17 protein-coding genes and 1 pseudogene are annotated in these 26,847 nt (G+C 70.7%); 8 read left to right on the top strand and 10 right to left on the bottom strand.

Annotation, left to right across the window (positions count from 1 at the left end; translation table 11 throughout):
* Positions 1-10 precede the first annotated feature (10 nt).
* Together ACF1A5_RS26340 and ACF1A5_RS26335 are read right to left on the bottom strand one after the other, a co-directional pair.
* Positions 11-2,794 (bottom strand): SpoIIE family protein phosphatase, encoded by a 2,784-nt coding sequence (locus ACF1A5_RS26340; RefSeq protein ID WP_392195346.1) that lies wholly within the window; start codon positions 2,792-2,794, stop codon positions 11-13.
* 198 nt (positions 2,795-2,992) lie between these two features.
* Positions 2,993-3,865, bottom strand: a complete 873-nt coding sequence (locus tag ACF1A5_RS26335; RefSeq protein WP_392195345.1) for a glycosyltransferase family 2 protein — start codon at positions 3,863-3,865, stop codon at positions 2,993-2,995.
* 361 nt (positions 3,866-4,226) lie between these two features.
* On the opposite strand from ACF1A5_RS26335, the gene ACF1A5_RS26330 reads away from it, so the two are divergent.
* Positions 4,227-4,445: a hypothetical protein gene (locus ACF1A5_RS26330; RefSeq protein WP_392195344.1), complete on the top strand. Its 219-nt coding sequence runs from the start codon at positions 4,227-4,229 to the stop codon at positions 4,443-4,445.
* 225 nt (positions 4,446-4,670) lie between these two features.
* On the opposite strand, the gene ACF1A5_RS26325 is transcribed toward ACF1A5_RS26330, so the two are convergent.
* From ACF1A5_RS26325 to ACF1A5_RS26315, 3 genes are all read right to left on the bottom strand, one after another.
* Complete coding sequence (locus ACF1A5_RS26325) at positions 4,671-4,931, bottom strand: transcriptional regulator (protein ID WP_392195371.1); 261 nt, start codon at positions 4,929-4,931, stop codon at positions 4,671-4,673.
* Complete coding sequence (locus ACF1A5_RS26320) at positions 4,898-6,283, bottom strand: rhodanese-like domain-containing protein (protein WP_392195343.1); 1,386 nt, start codon at positions 6,281-6,283, stop codon at positions 4,898-4,900. The genes ACF1A5_RS26325 and ACF1A5_RS26320 overlap by 34 nt, the downstream gene beginning before the upstream one ends.
* Positions 6,284-6,412: 129 nt before the next feature.
* Positions 6,413-7,642 carry an FAD-dependent oxidoreductase gene (locus tag ACF1A5_RS26315; protein WP_392195342.1) on the bottom strand — a complete coding sequence of 410 codons (1,230 nt, stop codon included), beginning with the start codon at positions 7,640-7,642 and terminating at the stop codon, positions 6,413-6,415.
* A gap of 489 nt (positions 7,643-8,131) precedes the next feature.
* Here ACF1A5_RS26315 and ACF1A5_RS26310 point away from each other — a divergent pair, with 489 nt between their 5' ends.
* Positions 8,132-9,547: a DEAD/DEAH box helicase gene (locus ACF1A5_RS26310; RefSeq protein WP_392195341.1), complete on the top strand. Its 1,416-nt coding sequence runs from the start codon at positions 8,132-8,134 to the stop codon at positions 9,545-9,547.
* A gap of 208 nt (positions 9,548-9,755) precedes the next feature.
* Positions 9,756-9,998 carry a DUF5302 domain-containing protein gene (locus tag ACF1A5_RS26305; protein ID WP_392195340.1) on the top strand — a complete coding sequence of 81 codons (243 nt, stop codon included), beginning with the start codon at positions 9,756-9,758 and terminating at the stop codon, positions 9,996-9,998.
* Positions 9,999-10,152: 154 nt separating this feature from the next.
* Here ACF1A5_RS26305 and ACF1A5_RS26300 read toward each other — a convergent pair.
* Both ACF1A5_RS26300 and ACF1A5_RS26295 read right to left on the bottom strand, forming a co-directional pair.
* Positions 10,153-11,859 (bottom strand): annotated as a pseudogene (locus ACF1A5_RS26300) (SpoIIE family protein phosphatase); the annotation flags it as partial.
* Positions 11,860-13,776: 1,917 nt separating this feature from the next.
* Positions 13,777-13,983 carry a hypothetical protein gene (locus tag ACF1A5_RS26295; RefSeq protein WP_392195339.1) on the bottom strand — a complete coding sequence of 69 codons (207 nt, stop codon included), beginning with the start codon at positions 13,981-13,983 and terminating at the stop codon, positions 13,777-13,779.
* 439 nt (positions 13,984-14,422) lie between these two features.
* On the opposite strand from ACF1A5_RS26295, the gene ACF1A5_RS26290 reads away from it, so the two are divergent.
* Positions 14,423-14,599 (top strand): hypothetical protein, encoded by a 177-nt coding sequence (locus tag ACF1A5_RS26290; protein ID WP_392195338.1) that lies wholly within the window; start codon positions 14,423-14,425, stop codon positions 14,597-14,599.
* Positions 14,600-14,676: 77 nt separating this feature from the next.
* Here ACF1A5_RS26290 and ACF1A5_RS26285 read toward each other — a convergent pair whose 3' ends face one another.
* Positions 14,677-15,321 (bottom strand): TetR family transcriptional regulator, encoded by a 645-nt coding sequence (locus ACF1A5_RS26285; protein ID WP_392195337.1) that lies wholly within the window; start codon positions 15,319-15,321, stop codon positions 14,677-14,679.
* A gap of 138 nt (positions 15,322-15,459) precedes the next feature.
* Positions 15,460-15,660, bottom strand: coding sequence for a hypothetical protein (locus ACF1A5_RS26280; protein WP_392195336.1), 201 nt, complete (start codon positions 15,658-15,660; stop codon positions 15,460-15,462).
* A 948-nt stretch (positions 15,661-16,608) separates the two neighbouring features.
* On the opposite strand from ACF1A5_RS26280, the gene ACF1A5_RS26275 reads away from it, so the two are divergent.
* Positions 16,609-18,621 carry an N-6 DNA methylase gene (locus tag ACF1A5_RS26275; protein ID WP_392195335.1) on the top strand — a complete coding sequence of 671 codons (2,013 nt, stop codon included), beginning with the start codon at positions 16,609-16,611 and terminating at the stop codon, positions 18,619-18,621.
* Between the two features lie 50 nt (positions 18,622-18,671).
* On the opposite strand, the gene ACF1A5_RS26270 is transcribed toward ACF1A5_RS26275, so the two are convergent.
* Positions 18,672-20,114 (bottom strand): serine/threonine-protein kinase, encoded by a 1,443-nt coding sequence (locus ACF1A5_RS26270; RefSeq protein WP_392195370.1) that lies wholly within the window; start codon positions 20,112-20,114, stop codon positions 18,672-18,674.
* A gap of 208 nt (positions 20,115-20,322) precedes the next feature.
* Here ACF1A5_RS26270 and ACF1A5_RS26265 point away from each other — a divergent pair, with 208 nt between their 5' ends.
* Genes ACF1A5_RS26265 through ACF1A5_RS26255 form a run of 3 tightly spaced genes read left to right on the top strand, consistent with a single transcriptional unit; the run spans position 20,323 to position 26,805 of the window.
* Positions 20,323-21,984 carry a PD-(D/E)XK nuclease family protein gene (locus ACF1A5_RS26265; protein ID WP_392195334.1) on the top strand — a complete coding sequence of 554 codons (1,662 nt, stop codon included), beginning with the start codon at positions 20,323-20,325 and terminating at the stop codon, positions 21,982-21,984.
* Positions 21,981-23,132, top strand: coding sequence for a hypothetical protein (locus tag ACF1A5_RS26260; RefSeq protein ID WP_392195333.1), 1,152 nt, complete (start codon positions 21,981-21,983; stop codon positions 23,130-23,132). Before ACF1A5_RS26265 ends, ACF1A5_RS26260 begins: the two co-directional genes overlap by 4 nt.
* Positions 23,125-26,805: a hypothetical protein gene (locus tag ACF1A5_RS26255; protein WP_392195332.1), complete on the top strand. Its 3,681-nt coding sequence runs from the start codon at positions 23,125-23,127 to the stop codon at positions 26,803-26,805. Before ACF1A5_RS26260 ends, ACF1A5_RS26255 begins: the two co-directional genes overlap by 8 nt.
* The last annotated feature ends 42 nt before the right edge of the window (positions 26,806-26,847 follow it).

The raw sequence follows: 26,847 nt of genomic DNA, 5'->3' as shown, positions 1-26,847 counted from the left end.
CACGCCCGTCTCACATCCCCGTGTCGTCCCATTGGCCCAGCAGGATGTCGCCGAGGTCTTCCGGCTCCGGCGTGGCGGCGTGGTGCAGGGACAGTTGGGCCCAGATGACTTTTCCGGTGGGCGTGTAACGGGTCCCCCAGCGTTGGGCGAAGCGGGCGACCATGAAGAGCCCGCGGCCGCCCTCGTCGGTGACCTTCGCCCGGCGCAGCCGCGGCGAGGTGCTGCTGCCGTCGGAGACCTCGAAGATCAGGGTGCCCGCGGCGGGGTCGCGCGGTGTCGTGCGGAGCAGCCGGACGGCGATGGGCTCGGCGCCGTAGCGGACGGCGTTGGTGATCAGCTCGCTGAGGACGACTTCGGCGGTGAAGGCGATCTCCTCCAGCCCCCACTCCGTCAGCCGGCGGGCGCAGGCGGCGCGCGCCGGGGCCACCGCCGCCGGGTCACGGGGCACGTCCCACTCGGCGACCTCCTCGGGGCCGAGCCGGCACGTGCGGGCCACCAGCAGCGCGATGTCGTCCTTGGGACGGTCGGACAGCATGGCCTCCATCACCGTCGAGCAGATGGCCTCCGGCGTGCGGCCGGGAGGCCCCGTCAGTGCGTCGCGCAGTGCCTCCAGACCGGCGTCCAGGTCTCGGGTGCGGTCCTCGATCAGTCCGTCGGTGTAGAGCACCAGCCGGGAATCCTCGGGCACGGTGAACTCGGCGGTCTCGACCGGTAGGCCGGCGCCGAGTCCCAGGGGCGGGGAGACGGGCAGCTGAGGGAAGTCCACGGTCCCGTCGGGCCGGACCACCGCCGGTCCCGGATGCCCGGCGGTCGCGATGGCCAGCCGCCCGGTGATGGGGTCGTAGACGGCGTACTGGCAGGTCGCGCCGCTGATCATCGCCTCGCCGTCCTTCGCGGCGGCGACCTCCTCGGCGTCGATCTGTGCCACCAGCTCGTCCAGCCGGCCCAGCAGCTCCTCCACGGGCAGGTCGAGGCCGGCGAAGTTGCGCACGGCGATGCGCAGCCGGCCCATGGTCGCCGCGGCGTGCAGACCGTGGCCCACGACGTCGCCCACGACCAGTGCCACTCGGGTGCCGGACAGCGGGATGACGTCGAACCAGTCCCCGCCCACCCCGGCCTGGGCCGGCAGGTAGCGGTGGGCCACGTCGAGGGCGGACTGCTCGGGCAGCGCGCGGGGGAGCAGGCTGTGCTGCAGGGTGACGGCCATGGCGTGTTCGCGGGTGTAGCGGCGGGCGTTGTCGACACACACCGCTGCCCGGGCGGCCAGCTCCTCGGCGAAGGACACGTCCTCGTCCTCGAACGGCGGGGAGCCCTTCGCGCGCCAGAACTCGACCACTCCCAGCACCACACCGCGGGCTCGCAGGGGAACCACGAGCAGGGAGTGGATGCCGTGGTCGAGGATCCGCCGGGCACGTTCCGGTTGCTGGGTCTGCCAGACCGGGGAGGCGCTCAGGTCCCCGACCATGACCCCCCGGCCCTCGGCCATCGCCTTGGAGACCGGGTGGGCCGGGACGAACCGGATCAGGTCGCGGACGGGGTGGAAGGGATGGTCCACGTCGAGACCGGAGACGGCGGTGCGGCGCAGCTCCGTGATCCCGGCGGCCGTACCGGAGGACTCCTCACCGCGCAGGACCGGGTCCAGGAGGTCGACGGTGACGATGTCGGCGAACCGGGTCACGGCCACCTCGGCCAGTTCCTCGGCCGTGCGCTTCACATCGAGCGTGGTGCCGATCCGCAGCCCGGCGTCGTAGAGCGACTGCAGCCGTTCGCGTGCCACCTCCGCCCGGCCGGCGAGGGCCCGCAGCTCGGTGGTGTCCCGGAGCGTCACCACGCTGCCGGCGGGTCCGTGCGGCGCGGTGAGCCGCTTGCTGACCGCGAGCAGCCGGTCGGCCGCCAGGTGCACCTCGTCCGTGGCGGGGCGGTCGGAGGCGAGCAGCCCGCGAAGGCCCTCCTCCAGTCCGAGATCGGTGATGTGTCGCCCTTCCGCGTCCGCCGGCAGGTCCAGGAGCCGCCGTGCCTCGTCGTTGGCCAGCAGCAGCCGGCCGTGACCGCCGACGATCAGCACTCCTTCCCGCACTGCGTGCAGCACCGCGTCGTGGTGCTCGTACATCCGGGTCATCTCCGTCGGGCCCAGGCCATGGGTCTGCCGCCGCAACCGCCGGCTCACCAGGCCCGACCCCCCCGCGGCGACCACCAGGGCCGCGGCGGCGCTGCCGAGGAGGACCGGCAGCTGCTGGTTCACCCTGTGCTGCACCGTCTCGACCGTGACGGGCACGGAGACGATGGCGATGACCGAACCGTCGGGCCCCCGGACGGGAACCGCCGAGATCACGGAGGGCCCCAGTGAGCCCTTGAAGGTACTCGTGAACGGCTTGCCGGTCGCCGCCGCGGCGTAAGGCCCGATGACGCGCTTCCCGATCTGCCGCGGGTCGCTGTGGGTGAGGGTGATCCCGTTCAGCCGGTACACGATGACGGCGTCGACGCCCGCCTTCTTCCGGGCCGCCTCGGCGTGCGGCTGGAGCTCCGCGGTCGGGTTCGCGCTGTTCAGTGCCGCCACGATTCCCGGGGAGTTCGCGAACGTCTCCGCCGCGGTGAGTGTCCGGTGGCGGGCGTCCGCCATGATGTCGCGTCGAGCCTGGACCACGAGCGCCACCAGGGCGGCGGCGACGAGCAGCATCACGACCACCAGCTGGAGCAGGAAGACCTGGCCGGCGAGGCTGTGCACACTCAGCAGTGAGCGCGACCGCCTCGCGTCTTCCCCGCGACGAGGCCGACCGGGCCGATGAGTCCGCATGGATGCCTCAGGCACGTCATGCCCGGATCGATCTGAAACTCCGCCCATATCCCCCTTTGTATCGTTCTGGGTGGCCGACCACGAAGCGACCGGACGGACCGGTCCGCTCGGAAGCGGCGACGAGTGCTGTCCGCACGGCGGTATGTCAGAGCCCGCACGACCGAAGGCGGAGACCGGGGGCCGGTTGTGCCAGGGCCGTCACGGGTCGGTACTGGCGCGGTCCACGGGGGACTCGTGCCGAGCGCGCCCGGTGCGGTGCCAGGTGTCGTCGGCGGAGTCGTGCCGGACGAGTCCGAGACGGGCGAAGTCCCGCAACCACCCCTCCATCGGCCAGGTGCCCCAGCGCCTCCGGTAGAGAGCGCCGTTGCGAAGTATGTCGTCCAGGTGCTCGACCGGGGGGCGGCTGACGGGGTGGTGCTGGTGGTAGGCCGGGGCACCACCGACCCACCACAGGTCCACTCCCGAGGCGGCGGCGCTCATGGCGAAGTCGGTGTCCTCACCGCCGTAGCCGGTGTAGTCCTCGCAGAATCCACCGATGCGCTGCCAGGTTCGGGCGGTCAGCGCGAAGGACAGCGACCAGAACAGCCGGTGATCACCGTTCCTGAGTACGACGCCTTCCTCGGGCGTCGGGCGACCAGGGTGCGGCGGTGCCAGCCCGTGCAGCTCGGGCAGGCGGTAGCCGCCCGGAGGTGGCGGGGGGAGGTAGGACACGGTGCCGCACAGGAGGGCGCCGTCGTGGGTGCTCGCGGCCGTCTCGGCGTAGCGGCCCACCAGGGTGCGGCCCGGCACACAGTCCACGTCCAGGAAGACCAGCACGGCTGCGCCTGCCTCCAGGGCCCGCCGAGCACCTGCGTTCCGGGCGGCCGCGAGAGGCAGCCTCCCGGCGGCGCGCTCCACGTTGATCACATCGGCTTCCGGGACTCCGGCCCGGACGACCTCGGCGGCGGACGGGTCGTCGATGCCGACCACGACGTAATGGTCCGGGCGATGCGTCCCTGCCGCCAAACCGTTCTGCTGGAAGGAGAGATGGCGGTGCCGTCCCGCTACGAGCGTGATCACTGCGAGGCGCATGCGATTCCTCCCCCGGCGTGCTGATCCGGCCCTGCCCCCTCGGTGGTGCGGCCCGATCGTGCGGACGGGGTCGGCAGCCGAGCGGCCAGTGTGTCGAGCAGGTGGGCGGCCCGGGCCGCGCCGTCGCCGGGGGCCCACAGGCTCCAGCGCTCGCCTCCGGCCCGCTGTGCCTCCGCCAGCAGGGCGGACCACTCCCGCGGTTCGGGCCAGTGGTCGCGGACGGTGGCGGTGCTGTGGGACCGCCTCGACCTCGGCCGCCGGCGGGTGCTGAGGGGTCGGCCCCTGCGGCTGGGGCCGCTGACCGTGCACAGCACCTCGTTGGCCGGAGGGGTCCTCTTCGTCGTACTGGGGGCGGTGTTCCTTGCTCTTCGACGGCACATCGGCGCTCCCCGCGTTCCTCGACGCCGACACCGAGGCGGCCTGGGAGGACGGTGCCGCCCGGCTGGGCGAGGCCGTGTCCGACCGGGTCGTCCTGCCGGCAGTGGCCCTGCTCGGGGCCGGGACGGCGGTGGCCGCCGTGATCCGGCTCCGTCGGCTCGCGGACGGGACAGGAGCAGAGGACGCCGACTCCTCGGCCTGACCGGACACGGACCGGGCCAGGGCGGCGCCGTCCCGGCCGGACGCCGTGCGCGTGGTCCGGCCGCCGTGTGGCGCGTGCGGCAGCACGGGGGATCGTCCGGGTCCGGGTCCGGGTCCGGTGACGCGGCGGGCGGAGTGCACCCGTCGCCCCGGCCAGGGCGACGGGGATGTGGCCTCCCGCGTCCGTACCGGTTTCGCCGCACTGCGGTGGCGTGTCCCTCTGTGTTCACGCCAGGGACAGGAAGAGCCTCTCCAGCCGGGTGCGGATCTGGTCGGTGTCCTCCCCGGTCCCCTCGTCGGCGTCGATGCCGGTCACGCACTGCTGCAGGCCGGTGGCGATGATGGCGAAGCCGGCGCGGTCCAGGGCGCGGGAGGCGGCGGCGAGCTGCGGTCGGCGGCGCTCTTGTTCCGTGAGCTCACGGGCGCACGGCGGGCACGACCGGGCCGGTCGGATCAGCCGCAGGCGGCCGCGGGCCGGGCCGACCAGGCGGCGTAGCCGCCGAGCAGATCGGAGACGTCCGCACGGCCCTTGTGCCGGAGCAGGCTCGCGGCGATGGAGGAGCGGTGGCCGCCCGCGCAGTGCACGACCAGGGGCCGGCCGGCGGGGATCTCGTCGATGCGGCGGGCGAGTTCGGCCAGCGGGATGTGCAGGGAGCCGTCGATGAAGCCCGCTTCGCGTTCGCCGGCGTTGCGCACGTCCAGGACCAGCGGGGGCTCGTCGCTCTCCAGCAGCCAGCGCAGTTCGTCCGCGGTCAGGCGGCTCGCCGGGAGCATGTCGTCGGCGAGGGTGAGGAAGGCGCCCTCGGGCTCGCGCAGGTAACCCCCCACCCTGTCGAAGCCGATCCGCGCCAGCCGGGTGACGATCTCCTCCTCGCGGTCCTGCGGCGCGACGACCACGACCTCCGCGTCGGGGCCGACGACCATGCCGGCCTGCTCGGCGAAGCGGCCGTCGGCGGGCACGTTGACCGAGCCGCGCAGGTGACCGGCGGCGAACTCCTGCGGGTCGCGGGCGTCGACGACGATCGCATCGGCGGCCCGCCGCTGCCCGAACTCCCCGGCCGACAGGGGCCGTACGGCGACGCCCGCGTCGAACAGGCCGTGTTCCCTGCGGTTGAGCACCGCGTCGTAGGCGAAGTAGGCGGGCGCGGAGGGCTGTCCGGCGGTCACCAGAGCGACGAACTGCTCCTCGCTCATCGGCCGGCAGGCGTAGTTGGTGGCGCGCTGCTCGCCGATGGTGGACTGCCGCTGGGTGGAGAGGTTCTTGCCGCAGGCCGATCCCGCGCCGTGCGCGGGGAAGACCCGTACCTCCTCGGGCAGGGCCATCAGCTTGTGCTGGACGCTGTCGTACAGCATCCGGCCGAGTTCGTCGGCGGTCGTGCCGAACGAGGCCAGCAGGTCGGGGCGTCCCACGTCGCCGATGAACAGCGCGTCGCCGGTGAGCACGCCGTAGGGGACGGTGTCGTCCGTGTGCTCGTACACGAGGACGCTGATCGACTCGGGGGTGTGGCCGGGCGTCTCGAGGATCTGCAAGGTGACCCCGCCCAGGCTGATCCGCTCGCCGTCGCTCAGCTTCCGGATGGGGTACTCGGCCTCGGCGCGACGCCCGTAGCCGATCCAGGCGCCGGTGCGGTTCGCCATCTCCAGGTGGCCGGCCAGGAAGTCGGCGTGGAAGTGGGTGTTGACGACGCCCTGGACGGTGAAACCGTGGGCGTCGGCATCGGCGAGGTACTCGGAGATGTCGCGGCGGGGGTCGACGACGACGGCCCTTCCCGTGGTCTCGTCGGCGATCATGTAGGACGCCTGGGAGAGGCAGTCCAGGTAGTACTGGGCGAAGAACATGGGGTGGGCCTCCAGTCGGGCAGGAAGGGCTGGTGTGTCGCGATGCGGGAGAGGGGCGCCGGCCCGCCGTCCCGTCCACGCGGGTGGGCGGAGGGCCGGCCCGGGTCGGGGGAAGCCCGGGCCGGCCGGTCAGAGGCGGCCGGTGAGCATGCCGTGCCAGTACACCGGCGGCAGCACGTACCGCTTGAACACCCACATGTCGCGGCGTGCCTTGAAGGTGTCGATCAGGGGGAAGGTGGGCGAGGGCTTGAGGTCGTAGTCGAACTCGGCGAGCAGCATCCGGCCCCGGGCGGTCACCAGCGGACAGGAGGTGTAGCCGTCGTACCGGCGCGTCGGTGTCCGGCCGTTCATCACGTCGAGCAGGTTGCCGGCCACGACCGGTGCCTGCTTGCGCACGGCCGCGCCGGTCTTGGAGGTCGGCAGGTTCGCCACGTCGCCCAGCGCGAAGACCTCTGGGTGACGCGGGTGCTGCAGCGTGTGCTTGTCCGCGGCGACGAATCCCAGAGGACCGGCCGGATCGGCGAGGGGGCTCGCCTTGACCCAGTCGGGGGCGCTCTGCGGCGGCACCGCGTGCAGCAGGTCGTAGGGCACGGTCTCCCGTGTGCCGTTCGCGTGGTCGGTGAGAACGACCTCACGGCGCTCGCCGTCCACGGCGGTCATCTCGGACCGCAGCCGCACCTCGATGCCGTACCCGTCGGCGACCCGCTCCAGGGTGCGGTTCCACTCGGGCACCTTGAACAGGGCGGTGTCGGGGATGACGAGAATGATCCGGATCCGGTCGAGGACCTTGTGCCTGCGCCAGTGGTCGGCCGCCAGGTAGGCGATCTTCTGCGGGGCGCCGCCGCACTTGAGAGGCGTGGCCGGGTGCGTGAAGATCGCGGTGCCCGAACGCATGCCCTTGATCAGCTCCCAGGTGCGCGGGGCGTACTCGGGTGCGTAGTTGCTGCTCACCCGGTCGTGTCCCACCGCCTCGGCGAGCCCGGGCACCGCTCCCCAGTCCAGTTGCAGTCCGGGGGCCATCACGAGGTGCTCGTAGACGAGCTCGTCGCCGCCGGAGAGCTGGACGGTACGGGCCTCGGGGTCGACGGCCAGGGCGTGCCGGCGTATCCAGCGCACCCCGTCGGGAATGACGGAGGCCTCGGCGCGGCGGGTGCTGCGCAGGGTGGCCTGACCGCCGCCGACCAGGGTCCACAGCGGCTGGTACCAGTGCGAGTCGGACGGTTCTACGAGGGTGATGTCGGTGACGCCGGCTCGGCGCAGGCGTGCCGAGACGCTGATCCCGGCGCTTCCGCCGCCGATCACGGCGACGCGGTGCCGTCCGGCGATCGTCTCGTTACCGGGTGGGGGGCTGGCGACCATGCTGGAAGTCCTTTCCGTCTGGCCCTGTATCCGGGGGGGGGGCCGGGTTCGGCGACCCGTTCGTTGCCTCCTCAAATACCCCGGGGGGTTTCTTGTGAAGAGAGTACGGCGGCTTCGTTAAGGGGGTCAAATACCCGGAGGGGTATTTGACTGGGAGGTGAAAAGTCTGATTTTGCCGGGCCGGGCGGGCTGAGGGAGCCGGTTCCGGTCGACCCGCGGGGATGTCACGGCGGGCCCGGGCTCCGGCTGGACAGGTGGCGCGACAGCCCGCCCGCCGGGGTGGGGCCGGCAGGTCGACGGCTGCGGACCGCAGGCAAGTGTGCGGGACGTCCAAGATCGATATCGCGAGCGCGTTGCCACGCCTTGTGTTACTGTCATGCGTTTGCGTGGTCGTCGCGGTGGCGATTCTTGCTGTTCGGTTCCGCTCGTGCGTGGGCTGTTCGATCCTGCCGGGCCTTCCTCGGTACGTTTCCCTGCGGAAGGCTGTTGATGAAGCATCCCGATGACTCCGGCATCGTTCACGAAGGTCCCGCCAAGCCCGGGGCCACGACCCGGGCGCTGCCCCCGGCCGTCTCCTTCGCCGGTCTGGATCTGCCGGTGGAGGTGCTGCGGACACTGAGCGGGCTCGGGGTGCGCGAACCCTTTCCGATCCAGGCCGCCACACTGCCCGACGCCCTGGAGGGGCGCGACGTCCTGGGGCGCGGGCGCACCGGATCGGGCAAGACGCTCGCCTTCGGCCTGCCGCTGCTGACACGTACGGCCGGGCGGCGCGCCGAACCGAAGCAGCCCCTCGCTCTGATCCTCGTGCCCACCCGGGAGCTGGCCCAGCAGGTCACCCAGGCGCTGGCGCCGTACGCCGAGGCCCTGCGGCTGCGGGTGGCCACGGTCGTCGGCGGCATGTCGATCGGCCGGCAGGTCGCCGCGCTGCGCCAGGGAGCGGAGGTGGTCGTCGCCACCCCCGGACGCCTGCACGACCTGATCGAGCGCAAGGCCTGCCGCCTGGGGCGGGTCAGGGTCACCGTGCTCGACGAGGCCGACCAGATGTGCGACTTGGGATTCCTGCCGCAGGTTGCCGACGTCCTCGACCAAGTACACCCCGAGGGTCAGCGGATGCTGTTCTCGGCCACTCTGGATCGCGACGTCGATCAGCTGGTCCGCCGCTACCTGCACGACCCGGTCGTCCACTCGGTCGACCCGTCCGCGGGCACGGTCACGACGATGGAGCACCACGTTCTGGTCGTCCACGGCCCTGACCGCTACTCCGTCACCACGGAGATCGCCGCCCGCGACGGCCGCGTACTGCTGTTCCTCGAGACCAGGCACGCCGTCGACCAGCTCACCCGGCATCTGCGGGCCAGCGGGGTGCACGCCGGGGCCCTGCACAGCGGCAAGTCCCAGCCGCAGCGCACACAAACCCTGGCGCAGTTCAAGAACGGCCGGATCACCGTTCTGGTGGCGACCAATGTCGCGGCCCGTGGCCTGCACGTCGACGACCTCGATCTCGTGGTCAACGTCGACCCGCCCACCGACCCCAAGGAATACGTGCACCGGGCGGGCCGCACCGCCCGCGCCGGTGAGTCCGGCAGCGTGGTCACGCTCGTGATGTCGGGCCAGCGCCGCGAGACGAGCCTGATGATGGCCGGGGCCGGCGTCGAGCCGACCGTCACCAAGGTGCGCTCGGGCGAGGCGGAGCTGAGCCGGATCACCGGCGCCAGGGCTCCTTCCGGCATCCCGCTCGACGGCGGGCCCGCCGCCCCCCGGCCCAAGAACACCAACGCTCCCTTCCGCGGCCTCGGCACCAGCAAGGACGCCTCCCGCGGCGCCCGCGGCAAGTCCCGACAGGCCGTGGAGGCCCGCAAGCTCGCCGAGGCCCGCAAGGCCGCCCTCGTGCGTCGCAACGGCTGAGAGGCGTCGCCCCTGGCAGTGAACGTCCTGACCACGGGATCGACGAGCCCGGCCCGAAGCCGCCCCGAGCGCCTCACCTACGAAGCGAACGTCCTTGGCCGGCAGAGGGATTACCCGCCCAAACGGAGCAGGATGATGTCCCGGGCGCCCCGCACGGCGCCCGGCATGACAAGCTGGGGCTGCCCGCCCCCGAACCCAGGAGGTCACCATGACCGCAGAGCCCGTATCCACGGAAGGTTCGGAGCCGACTGACCCCGGGACGTCCCCTCTGGCGCCGGACAGCGACGGCAACTACGACCTCAAGCGCAAGTTCCGCGAAGCCCTGGCGCGCAAGCGCGGTGCGCAGGCGGAGGCCGCCGATGTCGCCGCCAACCCCGACGCCTCGAAGGTGCGTGCGGCGCACGGCCCGGCTGCGAGCCAGCGGTCGTTCAGGCGCAAGAGCGGCGGCTGAGTCGATCAGTCCCGCGGTCCGGCCGTCTCACCGGCACGCTGCGGCCGACGTGGCACGGTGGCCAGGACGCAGGTGTCGGAGCCCGGCGCGGCGTCGGCGGTGGAGGACTGCACGCCGTGGGAGGAGCGGCGGCCAGGTCCGCGGGCGGCGCCGGTCAGCCGCCGAGCGCCCCCGGTGCCGCCTGCTCCGCCCAGATGACCTTGCCGTCCTTGGTGTAGCGCGTGCCCCAGCGCTCGGTGAGCTGGGCCACGAGGAAGAGGCCGCGTCCACCCTCGTCCGTGCTGGCCGCATAGCGCAGATGCGGTGAGGTGCTGCTGCCGTCGAAGACCTCGCAGATGAGCGCACGATCGCGGACCAACCGCGCCCTGATGGGCCCGGTGGCATGGCGCATGGCGTTGGTGATCAGTTCGCTGCAGATCAGCTCCGTGGTGTCCACGAGGTCCTCCAGCTCCCACTCCACGAGCCGGGCGGAGACCGCAGCGCGTACGCGGCGAACGGCGGCAGGGTCGCACTCCACGTCCCACTCGGCGACCTGCCCGGGGCCCAGCACCCGCGTACGGGCGACGAGCAGAGCGATGTCGTCGCTCCGGAGCGCCGGGAGCAGGGCGTCGAGGACGGCGTCACAGGTCTCCTCGGGAGACTGGTCCGCGCGCGCCAGCGTCTCGCGGAGCAGCCGGAGCCCGGTGTCGACGTCCAGGTCGCGGCGCTCGACTAGGCCGTCGGTGAACAGGACGAGTCTGCTCCCCTCGGGCAGACGCAACTCGGCACACTCGAAGGGCAGTCCGCCGATTCCGAGGGGGAGGCAGGACGGCACGTCCAGGAACTCCACCGTCCCGTCGGGGTGTACGAGCGCGGGCGCCGGGTGCCCGGCGCTGGCGATGGCACAGTCGCCCGACACGGAGTCGTAGACCGCGTACAGGCAGGTGGCGCCGGTGACGGTGGTCTTGTCGCCGGCCGCGATCGCGTCCTGGTCGATAAGGGCGACCAACTCGTCGAGGTGGCTGAGGAGTTCGTCGGGCGGCAGGTCCAGGGGGGTGGAGAAGTTGTGCACGGCGGTGCGCAGCTGCCCCATGGTGGCCGCGGCGTGCAGTCCGTGCCCGACGATGTCGCCCATGACCAGCGCCACCCTGGCGCCCGGCAGCGGGATGACGTCGAACCAGTCGCCGCCGACCGCCTTCGCCGGCAGGTAACGGGAAGCGACCTCGACGGCGTTCTGTTCGGGCAGCGCGCGGGGCAGCAGTCTCCGCTGCAGCGCCACGGCCAAGCCGTGCTCGCGGGTGTAGCGGCGTGCGTTGTCGAGGGACACGGCGGCTCGGCTGGCCAGTTCGGCCGCGAGGGAGAGATCGTCCTGATCGAAGGGCTCGGGCCTCTCGGAGCGCCAGAAGTGGACCATGCCCAGCAGCACGCCGCGGGCGGACAGCGGCGCCGTGATGAGCGAATGGATCCCGTAGTCGATGACGCGGGAGCCCCGCGCGGGGTCGAGGTCCACCTCCCGCCATTCCGTGGAGTCACGCAGATGAGGCACCAGGACCGCAAGGCCGCTCTCGACGGCGCGGGCCTGCGGCGACGACGGCGCGAAAGTCATCACGTCGCCGACGGCGAACAGGGGAGCGTCGTCGCGGATGCCGCTGAGGGCCGCGCGCTGCATCCTCCTGCTGCCGCTGCCCGTGCCGTTCATCCCCAGTTCCTCGTCGCGGAGCACCGACTCGGCCAGGTCGACGGAGACGTAGTCGGCGAAGCGCGGGACCGCGACCTGCGTCAGCTCCTCGGCTGTACGGGTCACATCGAGGGTGGTGCCGATGCCGCCGGTCGCCTCGTAGAGCAACTTCAGCCGCCACCGGACCAGCTCCACCCTCTTCGACGCCTCACCGATCATCTCCATCACTTCCTCGGTGCCGACGTCCTCCTCTCCGGCCACCGCGGCGACCGCGAGCCGCGCGGACGCGGCGCCCACCGAGCCGGCGAGCTGGGCTTCCACGTGGTGGACCAGCTTCGGCGGCGCGTCGGCCGCCAGTGAGTCGGGTCTCCTTCCGGGATAGGAGCGCAACGCCCGCCGGGCGCCCTCCTGCCCGAGGAAGCGCTCCAGCAGGGTCTGCAGTTGGCCGACCGTGGCACGGACCTGCCAGCGCCGCTCCCTGACAGGCTCTTCGAGGATCTCGACGAACTGCACCGCCTGCGCCCGCTCGGCAGCGTCCGGCCGGTCCGCGAGGGAGACCGCGACGTACCCGCCGAAGTTCAGCAGTACGCTCCAGAACATCGCATGGCTGATCGGGTCCATCCCCGCCACGCCCAACAGATGCTGTGGCCGGAGCAGCCCGATGCCGAGCGGGCCCTCGCGCAGGAACGAAGCGGACAGCAACCCGGCATCGGCGAAGGTCGGCAGCACCAGGGTGTACGCCCACACGGTGAACCCCGCCACCAGGCCGACCAGCACGCCCCGGCGGGTACCGCCCTTCCAGAACAGGCCGCCCAGGATGGCGGGCGCGAACTGTGCCACGGCCGCGAACGACACCAGGCCGATCGACACCAACGCCGTCTGCTCGCCCGCGAGCCGAAAGTACGCGTACCCGAGCAGCAGGATCAGCACGATGCTCGCCCGCCGAATGCCCAGCACCAGCCCGGCGAGGTTGTCCCGGTGCGCCAGCCGGGACCTGGTGCGCAGCAGCAGCGGCATCACGAGTGAGTTCGACACCATGGTGCTGAGCGCGGTCGTCTCGACGATGACCATGCTGGTGGCCGCGCTGAGGCCGCCGATGAAGACGAGCAGTGCGAGTGCCTCCTGCCCTCCGGCCATCGGCAGGGTCAGCACGTAGGTGTCGGCGTCGACGGCCTTTCCGAACCGCAGAAGCCCGCCGGCCGCGATCGGAAGCACGAAGAAGCTGATTGCGAGCAGATACAGCGGGAACAGCCACATCGCCCGTCTGAGGTGCCTCTCGTCGACGTTCTCGACGACGCTGATCTGCCACTGCCGGGGCAGCAGCACGATCGCCAGCATGGACAGCACCGTGAGCCAGACCCACGTGCCGTAGCCGGTCTGCTCGCGCAGTGTGAACAGCGTGGTGAGACCGGCGCCCGCGGCCCGGGAGAACAGGTCGTGGAGGCCCCCGAACATCCAGAAGGCCACGAAAACCCCGGCCGAGAGGAACGCCACGAGCTTGACCACGGACTCGAACGCGATGGCGGCGACCATGCCCTCGTGGCGTTCGGTGGCGTCCAGATGACGCGTGCCGAAGACGATGGTGAACGCGGCGAGCACCAGGGCTGCATACAAGCCGGTGTCCTGCAGCAGCGGGATGTGGCTCAGCTCCGGGGCGGAGGTGACCTCGGGGTGCCGCCGAATGATCGCGAAGGTGAGGGAGACCGCCTTGAGCTGCAGCGAGATGTAGGGAACGACCCCCACCACAGCGATGATCGTCACCAGGCAACCCAGCGCGGTGCTCTTGCCGTAGCGGGCCGAGACGAAGTCGGCCAGCGAGGTGACCCGGTGCCGGTGGCTTGTGCGGATGATTCGGCGCAGCACCAGCCAGCCCAGGGCGAGCATGAGCGTCGGCCCCAGATAGATCGGCAGGAAGCCCACGCCGGCCCTGGCGGCCCAGCCCACACTGCCGTAGTACGTCCACGAGGTGGCGTACACGCCGAAGGACAGCGCGTAGATCGTGGCATTGTTGATGATGCTCCGACCGGAATCCGCCCGCCGGTCGCCGTAGAAGGCCACAGCGAAGAGCAGGCCGAGGTACCCGGCCGACACGACGACGATGAACCAGGTCTGGAGCACGGCCTACCTCGATCTGCCGCCGATCACGGCGACCAGACCGATCACGATCGCCCAGACGAGAAACAGGTAAGCCGCGAGAACGGGGACGCCGAAGACCTGCCCCATGCGATCGAACCGCGCCAGGAACGGCGGAACGATCAGCACGAACCCCGCTGCCGCCACGGCCGTCAGGCGCAGACTGAGCTGCTCGTCGTCCCGCGACTCCGCCATGAGCCGCCTCCACATCCTCAATGTCGAGCTTTATGCCGTACGCCCGAATTCGACCGATGTCACACGGTGGCGTCGATCGGCGCCGCAGTGACGCACACTCTGCTCAGTTCAACACGGTGCCAAGAGGCCCGCTACCGCGCCGAAGCCGCCACACCCACCACCTGCCGTGCGTGAAGGACAGCGGCCTGCCCCGGCACGCCCATCGAAGATCCGCCCTCTTGAAGTCGCTGGTCAGGGGGCTGGGTACAGAGGGCTGATCGTCCTCTCCTGCTGGTCGCGGGTCAGGGGGCCATGGCCCGGATCATCTCCACCGGCGCACCGGCGCACCGGCGCACCGGCGCACCGGCCCTGGTCGCTGCCGCGCTGGGCGAGCGCGCTGATCGACGAGTACCTTCGGCTCATCCAGGGGTTCGAGATCCCGATCGGGCGCATCGACGGCGTGTGCAAGCTCGGCCAGAACGAGTCCCCGGCCGACATGGCCTCCCAGGCGCGGGCCTTCCGGGACCGCGGCAGGGACAGCATGGACCGGCTGGCCGACTGCATTGAGCGGCACGACAACCTCCCCCGGCAGGAGCCCGGCCATGGCCCGGTGGAACCGGCGGACGCGGCCGACTGATCCGGTGTACGACGGCAGAACGACGACGGTGCCGCCTCCGAAGAGGCGGCGCCGTCGTCGTTGGTGTCACTTCGGTGTCATCTCTTTTCGGCCACCCCCGCCAGGCCCTGGCGCAGCAGGGCGTAGGCGTGGTCGGCGTCGGCCACGGCCTCGGGGTAGACCTCGTCCGCGGACCGGCCGGCCATGATGCGCTGCCAGTTCACCGACGCCAGGATGCGCTCGGTGGCGGTGACCTGGCCGGCCAGCAGGGCGGCCGTGATCTCCCGGTCGGAGTCGAGTGCGTCGATCAGGGCCTGGGCGAGCGCCTCCTCGGCCTGGGCCAGGTACTGGCTGACGCGCGCCACCAGGCTCGGCGTGGAGTACACGAGGTGGTGGAAGGCGAGGACGTCCTCGTCGTCGTTGAGTCCCGTGATGGGGTCCCGGGCCGCCAGCCCGTCCAGGAAGTGCTGGTGCAGGGCGTCGATCGCGGGCACCCCGGGGGGTCGTTCCGCCACGACGGTGCTGCTCACTGTCTGGTGGTCGGCGAAGCGGTGGACGACCAGGTCTTCCTTGGTGGGGAAGTACTTGAAAAGCGTGGGTTTGGAGACCTCGGCGACGGCCGCGATGTCGACGACCGAGACCTGGTCGAACCCGTGCTCGAGGAAGAGCGTGATCGCCGTGTCGGAGATCGTCTCTCGCGTTCGCTGTTTCTTGCGCTCCCGCAAGCCCATCGGCGCATTCACCAGGCCATCCTAACACATCCCTTACCCAGGCAATCAAGTGACTGAGGTTGTGAATTAACTTGGTTAATAAATCCTCTCCAGTGTCCGCCGTCGGAAGACGGACGGACCGGACGGTCTACCGCCCGCGGTGAGGGAAGGTCATCTGGACATGGGCGGGCAGGGGCGGACCTTGACCGCCCGGAGGCGCGGGTGGGCGTCCTCGCAGTACAGCTCGGACCACGGCACCCCGGAGGTGTTCCACGTGCCGTCCGCGAGGTCGGCGTCCGGGTGGTTGACGTACGCGCCGTCGGCGGCGCCCCGGAAGTCACGCTGTACTGTTGCCGTCGGATCCCAATTCACCTGTCATGCAGAGGTTTTGGAGCGCTCCGAGACGCTGCCCGAGCGGAGGCCCGGTGGGTGGCGTCACAACGGCTTGGTCCGCGGAAGTACAGGCAGGCAGCCTGCTCGCCAGAGTGAAGCGATGTTCCTCACAACCATCGACTCCGGCGCGTGCCGGTGTACAGTGAAGAACGCCCTTGACCTGCACAAAGCAGGCAGGGAGCCGTCTTCCAGGAGTCCAAAGTGCTGCGTACTCTGTTCAAGTCCAAGATCTAGCGTTTGGGTGTTTCCGCAGGTCAGGGTCCTGATCGCCGCCTCCAGGTCAGTAAATGGTCAGCATCAGGCCGGACGGTGTCCGCGGCTTGGTGACTTGCATCCAGGGTGGGCCGGCTAGGCGGCTCGCCCACGGGGTTGGGTCGACTCTTCAGGGAGTTGGGGCCGTGCACGGTTCGGTTCAGGGACGCTCTCGCTGAACAATTGCAGCAGAGGGACTGCATGATGACATGCATAGTGGCAATCCCAATCCCTCGAAGCCGGCAGTGACATTCTCGCCTACTGTGACTACGAACGTGTCGCCTCCGTACGGTCACCGCTTGACCAGCTCGCACACCGTCGCCCTGAACCCGATCGTGGACGCGTCTGGCACCCCGAACCGGCAGCAAATCACGCCCCCTACCTTGCCGCCACGTGCCGACCCGCACTCATTGAGATGTCGAAACAGCGATGAGTGGCCATGGAGGCTGATTAGAAATCCGTCCTCCGTACAGGTCGACCGGCAGGCTTCACGGCCCACGAGGGTGCTGCTGCTGCGGGTTGGGCGCCGACGTCGGAGGCGCGCTGATGACGTCTCGCCGCAAGCCAGGTAATGTGAACTCAGTCAACGAGCTACATGAGGAGGGTGCGAAAGCAAGTGCCCTGACGTACCGTTGCCCGGCGATATTGAGACACCCATGAGACGGGAAGGACGCCATGGTCCAGCGCGAAGATCCGGTGACCGTGACGCTGGCCGGCATCGCCCGACTCGCCGGGGTGGGACGCGCCGCAGTCAGCAACTGGCGTCGGCGGTATGACGACTTCCCGCTTCCGGTGGCAGGTACGGACGCCAGCCCACAGTTCTCCCTCGACTCGGTCGAGGAGTGGCTGACCAGGCACGGAAAGGGTGACGCCGTAGTCAGTGGCTGGGAGCGTTTGTGGCCTCGCATCGAGGACCTGGGTGACCGGGATCGCATGGGACTCCTCATTGCGCGTGTGGGTATGCATTTGACCGAGGGCGGCGCGGCGCCGACGGAGTCCGCAGCAACGGACGCGGAGGCCCCGGAACGAGCGCTGGTAGAGGAAGCCCTTCGCCTGGCGCGAAAGGACACTGAGAGCGGGAAGGCCGGATTTCTCTTCCTCCTAGGGCGCTGGCTCGGTACCCACGTTCGGCAGATCGCCACGACTCCGTTTCCTCTCTCCGATCTCATGACGGAGATCGCACAGGCGGCGCGGGCGGGGAAACCAGTACGTTCTGTCGTCGACCCTGCGTGCGGCACTGGAGGGCTGCTCGTTGCAGCGGCTCACAGATGGGCGGATCAGGGCGGTCTTGAGCTGGTCGGACACGACCGTGACCGTGTCCTCGCGAGCGTGGCCGATGCCTCGTTGGCCTTGGAGGCCCCAGAAATCCGACGCGAGGTCCTGACGGCCGACACTCTGCGCGATGATCCTCTGCCTCAGGCTGACGCGGACCTGGTTCTGTGCAACCCTCCCTCCAACGAGCGGGACTGGGGGCACAGCGAACTTGCCACGGACCGCCGCTGGCAGTTCGGGCAGCCGCCCCGTACCGAGCCAGAACTGGCCTGGGTTCAGCACATTCTTTCCTTGCTGGGCCCGGAGGGCCTGGCCGTCGTACTGCTGCCACCGGCTGTCGCTTCGCGTCGCGCTGGCCGCCGCATCCGGGCCGGACTCGCCCGCGCGGGTGTGGTGCGTATGGTGGTGGCGCTGCCGGTCGGCGCGGCCCCGCCCTATGGCGTAGGACTGCATCTCTGGCTGCTCCGTTCACCGTCGGCCGAGCACTCCGCGTCCTCCGTCTCGTTCGTGGATACGGCCGATTGCCGTCACACCTCTGCAACGGGACGCGGTCAAGCCGTGGACTGGGACGCCGTGCGCGAGCGGATCCTGGCCGGACTCAAAGGTGACGCCGCTGAAGGGACGGTCGCCGTCCCCGTGCTGGACCTGCTCGGTGACGAGACCGATCTCACGCCCGCCCGGCACGTGCCTGCCACAGCGACGGCCACCGCTGTGGATCTGCGTCGGTCATGGACGGATTTCGACTCCGCGATGTTGGCGTTGCGTGACAGCAGCCAGGCACTCCGTGTGCTGACCGCAGTGCGTGAGCCGGGTGACCACCTTGATGTGAGCGTCGCTGAACTCGAGCAGACGGGTGCGGTCACGTTGGCCGCCGGAACTTCCTTGCCCGCCGGCCTAGTGCAGCGCGGCCCCCGGCCGGATGGAGCGGTACCGACCCTGACGCCGTTGCTTATGGGGGAGGGGCACGCGGGGCAGCAGTGGATGACACCCGAGGACATGGAACGTCTTCACGGGGAAGGGAAGCTCACGATCACTGCATTCGGTGACGTGGTGGTTGTGGGAGCCGTACAGGGATACGACGCCTGGGTGGAGACCAAGGCGCCGACGGTACTCGGACCCCACCTGCACCGACTTCGAGTAGACCCCGAACGGCTCGACCCGTTCTTCCTGGCGGCGTGCCTGCGGGTGCGTTCGAACGCGCGGCGCGCGGGCACGCACGCGTCGGTGTCCTCCCGCGTCGACGTACGACGTCTGCGAGCACTGCGCTTGTCGCTGGATGAGCAGCGACGCTTTGGCGAAATTCATCGCCAACTCGTCGAGTTCCAGCACGCCGCGGTGGCAATCGGTTCGGTCAGTGCGGCTCTGGGAGATGTTCTCGCCGGGCTTTTGGCGAGCGGCGGGCTGGCCAGCAGATGAGCATTTGAGGAACGACTCGGGGCATCGGTTCGAGGCCGGGTGACTCCCGGTCAGGCGTCGGGCAGCCTCTTGAGCAACGTCTCGACGACCCCCGCGTGCCCCCACTCGGCCAGCTCCTGGCCCACCTCTCGGCAGCGGCGCACGACTCGGTCGGGCACCTCCTGCGAAAGTGCGCTCGCCTCCAGAACGACCCGTTCCCAAGCGAGCAGAGCGCCGTGGGCGTCGTCCTCCTCCGGCACGGCGCACTCGGCCGCTCCTACCCGCGCCTCCAGAACCAGGACGTGCTCCGCCGTTCCCGAGGCGGCTTCCGCCAGTTCACGCGCGACCGCGCGGTAGCGGGTGCCGGCGCCGGGCCAGTCACCCGACAGGCGGGCGGCGTCGGCACAGAGCAGCAGCGCCCGCAGTACCTCCGGGTCATGTCCTCCCCACTGGTTCCGGGCGTCCGGCAGGCATCGCACGAGCCGCTGCGCGTACGTTCCAGGTCCGCGCTCGGTCAGTTCGATCTCCGTCTGCACGATCAGGGACCGCAGACCGGCCCGGGTCGGCCCGTTCGCGGACGGACGGCGCACTGTAGGCCGACGGTGGCCGATGCCGACCGCCTGACGGGCTGGGGTGTCGGCTGTTCCGGTCGTCGCGGTGGTTCCGGCCCTGAACGGTGCGGTGGGGTCCGGCACCAGAACCGGATGAGGTGCCGGGGCACCAGGCCCCGGCAGGAGCGGCTGCAGGGCTGATTGCGCCTCGGCGGCGGTCGGACGTGCGGCGGGGTCCTTGTCCAGCATGCGTGCGACAAGGTCGACGAGGTCGCTCGAGAGTCCGTCGACAAAGGTGTCCAGGCGCGGGGCGGGAGTCTCGCAGTGGTGCCGCTCGATCATGTGGTCGGGACTGCTCATCACGAACACATGCTCCCCTGTGACCAGCCGGAACAGGGTGCAGCCGACGCCGTAGACGTCGGCGGCCGGACCGGGGTTGCGCTCGCCGAGGATGATCTCCGGGGCCTTGTAGCCGATGCTGCCGGGAGTCCGGCCCTCGGTGTGCCGGGTCGCGTCGGGGTCGGTCGGAAGAGCGATGCCGAAGTCGACCAGATGCACGGCGCCGTCGTCGGCCAGGACGATGTTGTGCGGTTTGACGTCGCGGTGGATGACACCAGCGGCGTGCACACGAGTCAGGATGCGGAGTACCTGAACGATGACCGCGACGGAGGCGGTCAGTGTCGGGCGATGGACCACGAGGAAGTCACGGAGATCCTTTCCCTCGATGAACTCCGTGACGAGGTAGGGCCTTCCGCAGGCGAAGTCGTAGTCCACGAGACGGGGAACACCCTGCCCACCCAGCCTTTCGTGCATGGCGCGCTCGCGTTCGAACCGCTTCAAGTCGTTCGCACTGGGCCGTACGCCGCCATGGCCGAACGGATCTTCCCAGACTGCGCGCGCCAGGAACTTCACGGCGACGGTCCGCCCGGTCGTGGGGTCCAGAGCCCGGTACACGCTTCCCATCCCGCCGCTTCGCGGCCCGCCCGAGATCTCGAATCTCCCGGCGAACATCCGCCCGGACTCCATCGTCCTGGTCCTCCCTCTCGGTCAACCACATCCCGACACAACGATAGTGATGACACGTCAGTTCGCATCAAGTCGCTTGACTGTGTTCACAGACTAGGTCACTCTGGCGGGCGTTCTGCTCGCTGAGGCGCAAGGAGGCGCTCTCGTGACTGTTCTGGGGAAACCGCCGGGCGTGGACGGCGACGGCGCCTTGATCCGGATCGGTCCTCCGCTGCTGCGCGACGAGGCCGATGCCTGTCCCGAGGGCCGTGCGCTTCGGGCCCGCCCGCTGCTCGTTCAGCAGCCGGGGCGCTCCCTCCGCAAGCCGGTCGAGGACTTCGTGTTCAAGCCGGTGGACCGCCTGCTCGATGCCGTGGAGCACGAGGGCAGGACCTTCGGTGAGGCGTCCGCGAACCGCTGGTTCATCCGTGGTTGTTCGGCCGCACACGCGGAATGGGCGCTGGAAGCGGTCCGGATCTTCCTCGCCGCGCGCGAAAGGGAGCAGTTGGCGCGCATTGCCTCCGGACACCCGGCCACCCATGCCGTGCGACCGCGCTGGGTGGGCGGAAGGAAACTGAGCACCCTCGACGGGCGTGGCGTCGACCAGTACGAACGCACGGCTTGGGGGAGGCAGTACGAGTCCGGGGACGGAACGGTCCGAGAGCTCTGGATCCCGTCCCTCGGACGGGTGAACGCGGACCGCGCCCTTCCGGAAGTGGTCGCCGCCGCGCACGTTCTTGCCTCCGGAGTTCCGGCACGAACGCCGTACATGCAGCGCTCCGAACCGCTCACGTCTCCGCAGTCGCAACCGTGCAGGGTGCGCGTTCTCGGTGTCGGGCTGGGAGACGGTTCCACCGCCGTGCTCGGCGACTGGGACGTTGAGGAAACCCAGCGATTGTTCGACCTGTACGTGCGTGGCCTGATGTCCAAGGTGACCGATGGCCGGGGCCGGCGTCCCGGCTCGGACTGCGTCCGCTGCGAGGCACTCGTCGGCTGCCGGACCGTCCCTCGTACCCCCGGTCTGCTGGGCGTGCGGACTCCGGCCCGCCCCCGCAAGCGGCGCAGCGTCTCCGTCTCCGACCTGCGGGCGTACCAGGACTGCCCGGCCAGGTACCACCTGACCAGGGTGCTCAAGCTGCGTGACGGCCGGACGGAGAGCGAGGCGATCCGTCGTGGCCGTGCGGTGGATGCCTGGCTCAACGAGTGCCATGGTGCCAGACCGTGGGTGCCCTGCCGGGAGATCCCGTTGCCCGACACCTTGCCGGGTCTCGATGGCACCGAACTGCCCGCTGCGCGCGCCATGATCCGCGCGCACAGAGGCCTGTGCCCCCTGGACGGTCTGCCCAGTACGGAGCGGGTCGAGCCGCAGCGCCGCGTCGCCGTGTACGACGAGCAGGCGGATGCCGTCGTCATCGCCGCGTGCGATGTGGTGTACACGGACGACGGCGCCGTGGTGATCCGTGAGACGAAGACCGCCGCACACCGCTTCACAGAGCGGCGGCACCTCGTGGAGACGTTCCCCCAACTGGCACTGGCAGTACTGCTGCTGGCGTCAGGCGTACTGGGCGGCGACCCCCGCCGCTCTCGCGTCGAGCTGGAAGTGCTGCGCCCGGACGGATCACGTCTTGAGGAACTGGACCCCTTCGACGGCCTCACCCTCGACCAGTCCCGCCAGGTCGTCACCGACCTCGCCGTCGGCTGGGCGGCCGACGAGACCTACGCCGCCGAACCCGCCCCGGACTTCGACTGCTCCGCCTGTGAGGCGGTGCGCTGGTGTTCCGTGGGGCGCTCCCGTCGCGACGCGGACACCACGGGGGAGGCCCCGTGACCACCGACGAACACGGTGCCGTACCGGACGCGGACTGGGCGGCTCACGACGGTGTACCGCTGCTGCGGACGCTCGCCACGGCGTTGCTCGTCCTGGAGGCGCAGACCGGCCTGGAATCCTTCACCCTCCCCTACCCCGCCGAGGCGCAGCGAGCGCTGGACCGTACGGTGCTGGCCTGTCTTCTGCACGGCGCCCGCCCGCCCGCCGGGCTCACGGAACTCGTCGATCGCTGCCGGACGGTACCGCTCGAGGACTGGCCACTGACTCTTCCCGCCGACATGGTGGAACCCGGGGACCGTCTGCTCGACGAGATCTCGGGCAGGCCCACCGAGCTGTGCCACGAGTGGGCCGGCCGAAGCCCCGACTCGGCGGCGGTCCTCCGGGACCGCGAAGTCGTCCTCGCAGCCCTCCGCCTGTGCCGTGAGTACGGGGAGGAGGACGCATACACCGCCTTCCGCGGGCTGCTCGTGCACCGCCCCGTCCTCACCGCTGCCGAGATGTACGAGGCGACCGGCGACATGGTGCTGGAACCCGTGCACGAACTCATCCGGCGCGTCTACAAACCTGTGCCGGAGTCCTACCTGCGGGACGGCGCCTATGTTTCCTGCGGGCGGTGCCTCACCCTGCTCACGCCGCTCGGGGCGAATGAGTGGTGGTGCGAGCGGGACCGCTGCCGCCGTCAGGGGCCGCCACCCCCGGGCCGCCGGATCACCTGCGACAGCACCGGCACGGTCAGCCAACTGGAGCGGCCACTACGGCAGTTCGTCACCGGCCCAGGGCGGGCCGAGGCCGATCTGGAGCGCGAGCTGCTGGCGCTGGGGCTGCAGGTGCGGATGTGGCCCGGCTACGACGCCTACGACCTCCAAGTGGTCTTCCCCGACGGCTGGCGCTGGGCCGTCGATGTGAAGGACTGGGCTCACCCGACGTTCCTCGGCCGCTCGGCCCGCCCCGTACCGCAGGATCCGCCCTACGACGAGGCGTTCTGGTCGGTGCCGGTGCACCGAGTGGCGGCCCGTCCCGGTTATGTCGCGGCCTTCGAGCGGGCCCGGCCCGCGAGCGCCGGTGACCTGCCGTTGCTGACCGATGTCGAACTCGTGACCCGTGCGAAGCGGCGACTGCGCACAGGTAAGGGAGGCCGCCGTGCGTGACCGTGAGAGCTGGCACCGATCGGTGAGCCGCGAGCTGGCCCTGGCGTGGAATGGGCTGCCTGCCGGACTCGACGGCGTGAAACCCGCCCACGTGTGCCAGGTCGAACTGGCACTGCGCCTCCTGCAGCGCCTCGCTCCGCAGGAGTCGGCCGAGGGCGCCTACACATTGCTCGGCGGCTACCCCTTCGCCCGTGCCGCCGGCCTCGCGCGCACCCCCGAGCACGACACGATGCTCACCGCAGCCCGCCATGTGCTGTGGACACTCCGACGCGGACGCGCCTGGCACCAAGCCCTCGACGCCTACCGCCTGGTTCCCCGGCGACTGCGCGCCTACGACGTTCCGGCTCCTCGAGAGCGGAGCGCCCCCCGGCCGCTGTTGCCGACCGTTGCGACCGGTCGCATCGCCGTCTACGACCAGGCCCTGGCCGCAGTGCCCGACTTCGTCCGCAGGCCGCTTCCGCTGGCGCCGGCCGGCCGCAGCAGTTTCCGGGAGATGCGCCGGACGACTTCGGTCACGATCCCCGAGGCGCTCGTCCTGGAGCGCCCTCCTGGACACGACTTGTCCGTCGGGCGGGCAGGTGGTTCCACACCGCTCACCGTCATGCGGCATGAACTCCTCACCACGGCCCGGTGGATGGACCGTGCCGAGCGGGAGGCGGGCGTCGAGCGGCCGGGGAACTGGGAGGCGCGCATGGCGGAGGTGCGGATCGCGCCGCGGGACGAGGACGGGCGCGGCTTCACCGACGGCGACGTGCTACGGCTGGACGGCACGCTGCATCTGGCGGGCATGGTGGGAGCCGGCAAGAGCACGCTGATGACGCTGGTCGCCGTGTGGGCCGCCCGGCAGGAAACCCCTCTGCGCACCACCATCGTCGTGGGGGACGCAGCCGAACAGCTTCGCCTGTGCGAGCTGTTCACCGATCTCGGCCTGTCCGCCGCACCGCTGCTCGGGGCCAGCACACGCGAGACACATGTGCAGCGCCTCCACCGCCGGCTTGCCTCCCGCGGCCTGGACAACCTCCTCGACCACGACGCGCAGGGCTTCGACGAGCTGAGTACGGCGTGCGTCGTGGACGCGCTCCGGGGGACCGAGGCGGCCACGCCGTTGCGCTACGCCGACGCACCGTGCACGACCCTGTATCCGGGACACAAGTCTCCGGAGCTAAGTGGTGGGCAGGCCTCTCGAGAAAACGATCCCCTGCCCGCCGTCTGGCAGCCGGGGACGTCCCGCACCGATGAGAGCACGCCCGCCGACCAGGAACCGAAGGGCTCCGCCCATGGCTGCCCCATCTGGGCCGAGTGCCCGCGCCACCGATCGGCGCGCGCGCAGGTCGACGCTCTGATCTGGGTGGCCAACCCGGCGAGCCTGGTGCAGAGCGCGGTCCCTTCCCATCTCAACGACGAGCGGCTGCGCCAGCTGGAGCTGGCTTGCATCCGCAGCGACATCGTCTTCGTCGACGAGGCCGACTCCGTGCAGATGAGATTCGACGAGCTTTTCGCCCCGTCGGCCACCCTCGTCCAACCAGGTCTCGAGTCCTGGCTCGACCGTCTGCACACGCACAAGATCGAGGAACTTTCCCGTCTGGGGCGACTCCCCCTGACTGTCCGTCAGGTCGAGCAGTGGAACGCCGCGCTGGCAGTGGTCACCATCGCCGCCGACCGGCTGTACCGGCTGCTGATTTCCGACGAACCGCTGAGGGACTGGGTCGACACCGAGTACTTCAGCCCGTGGGCCCTTCAGGAGAAGCTCCTCACCAACTGGTTCGACGAAGTACCGGGACCCGACGCCTTCTGCCCCGCGGACGATCTGGAAGCGGTGGCGGACGAACAGGAGCTGTACGAGGGCTACGACGACACCGCCGGCGAGGAACCCGACAGTGCACCCACCACACCCCGCGACCCGCGCCGGGACGAACTGGCCGCGCTGCTCGACGCCTTCCGCGACGACCCGCTCGGCGGCCGCGGGCGGCGCGGCACGCTCACCGACACCATGGTCGACACCGCCCAGGACCTGTTGTACGGCCTGTCCGCCCCGCGCACCAGGGACCGGGTCCGCGGACTTCTCGGCGAGATGCTGCAACGGACACCGGTCGCGGACGGCGGCCGGGCACAGGACGGGGAGGCGCACGAGAAATGGCTGGACCTGACCTGCCGACGCCTGGAGTTCACCCTGCTCCTGTCCGCGCTGCACCAGCGCCTGGACCGCCTCACCCACCTGTGGCCGCACGTGGAGGCAGCGCTGCGCCTCGGCGCCCAGGGCAAGGAGCTGGCCCGCCGCGCCCCCCTGGACTACGCGCCGTTGATCCCGGAGGCCCCCATGGGCAACGTCCTCGGCTTCCAGTACCTCCCCGACGACCGGGAGCGTGACGAGATCGGGCGTACCAGCGGCACCCTGCGCTTCTTCCGCTGTGCCGGCGTCGGACGCGAACTGCTGCTCTCCCTCACGGAGCTGGGCGCTGACCACGAGGCCGGTCGCCCCGGGCCCCACGTCGTGCTGATGTCGGGCACCAGCTGGGCCGGCGAGTCAACCCGCGCCCATGTCCTCGCCCCGGTGGGAGCAGTTCTGAAACCGTCCGCCCGGTCACTCGAAGCGGTGGCACGCACCCGTTTCGACACCCACTTCCTCTACGACGACGAGGGCAGGCCGATGAGCCTGTCCGGGACCGCCCCCAAGGCCCGCACCACCCAGGCACGCGCGATCGCCGCCAAGTTGGGCCGCCCCGGTCCCGGCGGCTGCGACAGCCCACTCGACCTCGAACTGGCCAAAGTCGTCGACGACCACCGCAAGCGGGCGCTGCTGCTGGTGGGCAGCTACCGGGAGGCCTACGCCGTCGCCGACACCCTGGACGCCGAGGAGCGGTGGCAGGGCCGGGTGCGGGTGCTCGTACCGGACGACGCCGATCTCGACCAGGCCCTGCACGGAACGGGGTTCGCCGAGGGCGGGACCAGTTCGTCCACCCTGCGCCGCGGTGATCTCGCCCTGTTCGCCGAGGACCCGGCCGCGGAAGTGCTGGTCGCTCCACTGCTGGCCGTCGAACGCGGTCACAACATCCTCAACGTCCAGCGCACCGCTGCCTTCGGCACCGCGCTCTTCCTCGCCCGCCCGCATCCCAGGCCCGACGAGCTGTCCCTGTCGGTCTTCGCCGTCAACGACTGGATCAGCCGCTTCGTCCGCGACCGGCCGCGCGCCGACGATCTACCAGGCCCCGCCACCTTCAGCGAACTGGTCACCAAGGCCGCCACCCTGGACCAGGCCGGCCGGGATCTGAGGTTCGCGGGCCGCCAGGAGTGGCGTCGGCTGCTGTCGCGCCGCTACATCTACTCCCGGCTGTCTCCCTGGGAGAAACGCGCGTTCGCCTGGGACCAGCTGGTCACCATGTGGCAGGTCATCGGTCGCCTCGTGCGCGGTGGGGTGCCCGCCAGGGTCGTGTTCGTCGATGCGGCCTTCGCACCCCGGCTCGCGAGGTCCCTCGCCCCGGCGGCTTCGGGCGCGGCCGTCCCGGCGGCCGACGGTCTGCTGCGGGCGCTGCGGGCGGTTCTGTCGCCGTACTTCGCCGCCGACGCCGATCCGGACGCTTTTCCGGACCCGGCCGACCCGGCGCTGGCCCGGCTGCTCTACCAGCCCTTTCACGACGCCCTGCTGACCCTTGGCCATCACCGCGCTGTCCGCTGATGCGGGTTACCGAGGCCCGCCCGTCACGCCGCATCCCTCCGG

It is taken from the genome of Streptomyces sp. NPDC014864 (assembly GCF_043081525.1).
Lineage (GTDB): Bacteria > Actinomycetota > Actinomycetes > Streptomycetales > Streptomycetaceae > Streptomyces.
The sequence above is the reverse complement of the archived record's forward strand: the minus strand, read 5'-3'. Positions and strand labels throughout refer to the sequence as shown.